At 56.6% G+C, this 1,044-nt stretch carries 3 pseudogenes; all 3 read right to left on the minus strand.

Features of this window, described 5'->3' with window-relative positions:
- Positions 1 to 103 precede the first annotated feature (103 nt).
- A pseudogene (locus ACOZK9_RS27310) lies at positions 104 to 230 on the minus strand (divergent polysaccharide deacetylase family protein); the annotation flags it as partial.
- A gap of 215 nt (positions 231 to 445) precedes the next feature.
- Positions 446 to 572: pseudogene (locus tag ACOZK9_RS27315) on the minus strand (divergent polysaccharide deacetylase family protein); the annotation flags it as partial.
- Between the two features lie 210 nt (positions 573 to 782).
- Positions 783 to 909, minus strand: a pseudogene (locus ACOZK9_RS27320) (divergent polysaccharide deacetylase family protein); the annotation flags it as partial.
- Positions 910 to 1,044 lie beyond the last annotated feature (135 nt).

Below are 1,044 nucleotides of genomic sequence, written 5' to 3' on the forward strand. Positions count from 1 at the left end.
GGACCATCAGGCGTGCCGGATTGATGCCATCGCGAGCAAGCCCGCTCCCACAGTTGACCGCGTTCGGTTTGCGATGAGGTGATTGGTCTCCGTTGTCTTTAATTTAGCGGTAAATACCGTTCTTGCCATGCGCGGCCATGGCCTGATTACTGCGCACGCTGATCATCAACTTAATATCAATCCAGCTTGGGTAACTCGCGCTCCAGCACCGCCAGGTTGCGTAAAGACGGCGTGATCGACGAGATCATGGCGCGTTATCTTTAGTTTTCAGCCGCCGCGAAGGGTTGGATCAAAAGCGCTGTTGTGGGAGCGGGCTTGCTCGCGATGCAGGCGGCTCGGACCATCAGGCGTATAGGGTTGATGCCATCGCGAGCAAGCCCGCTCCCACAGTTGACCGCGTTTGGTTTGCGATAACCACGAGGTGATTGGTCTTCGTTGTCTTGATTTAGCGGTAAATACCATTCTTGCCATGCGCGGCCATGGCTTGATTACTGCGCAAGCTGATCATCAACTTAATATCAATCCAGCTTGGGTAACTCGCGCTCCAGCACCGCCAGGTTGCGCAAAGACGGCGTGATCGACGAGATCATGGCGCGTTATCTTTAGTTGTCAGCCGCCGCGAAGGGTTGGATCAAAAGCGCTGTTGTGGGAGCGGTCTTGCTCGCGATGCGGGCGGCGCGGACCATCAGGCGTAGCGGGTTGATGCCATCGCGAGCAAGCCCGCTCCCACAGTTGACCGCGTTCGGTTTGCGATGAGGTGATTTGTCTTTGGTTGTCTTGATTTAGCGGTAAATACCATTCTTGCCATGCGCGGCCATGGCCTGATTACTGCGCACGCTGATCATCAACTTAATATCAATCCAGCTTGGGTAACTCGCGCTCCAGCACCGCCAGGTTGCGCAAAGACGGCGTGATCGACGAGATCATGGCGCGCTATCTTTAGTTGTCAGCCGCCGCGAAGGGCTGGATCAAAAGCGCTGTTGTGGGAGCGGGCTTGCTCGCGATGCGGGCGGCTCGGACCATCAGGCGTAGCGGGTTGATGCC

The organism is Pseudomonas kitaguniensis, from assembly GCF_049199985.1.
Classification (GTDB): Bacteria; Pseudomonadota; Gammaproteobacteria; order Pseudomonadales; family Pseudomonadaceae; genus Aquipseudomonas; species Aquipseudomonas kitaguniensis.